This is a genomic window from Vibrio sp. 10N.222.55.C6, from assembly GCF_041473395.1.
In the GTDB taxonomy this organism is placed as follows: Bacteria; Pseudomonadota; Gammaproteobacteria; order Enterobacterales; family Vibrionaceae; genus Vibrio; species Vibrio crassostreae_C.
Genome location: NZ_JBFRSD010001082.1, coordinates 1 through 457, shown reverse-complemented (window position 1 = coordinate 457; position 457 = coordinate 1). Strand labels below are relative to the sequence as shown.

Here is a 457-nt window from a genome sequence, read left to right as displayed (position 1 = left end):
TAGATCACCATGACAGACCTTGTTGGCATGAAGGTGTTCAAACACATCAATCATCTGCTCTGTAATGCTATTGATTTGAGCAATTGAAAGCTCGAAGCTTTCGTTGAAGGTATCACGAGTGCAGCTTTCAAGAGTAGGGGGCAAACCTAGGTTGTAATAGTTGCTTGGGATAAGCTCCATCACCAATGCAAGGTAATCTTGCTCGTCCACTTGGGCGATAGACTTTACTAGGTTGCTATGATGACCAGCCTGCAGACACGCTTCGAGTTCATCGTGTGGGTAACCGTCGCTTGTCACTTCTCCTTTAAATACTTTTACAGCGACTTCCTGTGGGAAATCAAAATCGCCGTTCAACCAGTTAGCATGTGAAATTACGCCAGATGCCCCCTGACCAAGTACTTGATTCAGTGAGTAGCATTGCGAGCTTACAGCAGGCACGCTATCTAAGCTGCTAGGG

The 457-nt window shown here is 46.2% G+C and carries 1 protein-coding gene; it reads right to left on the bottom strand.

Translation table 11 applies throughout. The features are described 5' to 3' along the window. The coding region (locus AB4486_RS27645) for a protein kinase domain-containing protein (protein ID WP_372120002.1) at nt 1–457 on the bottom strand (457 nt) is incomplete at both ends.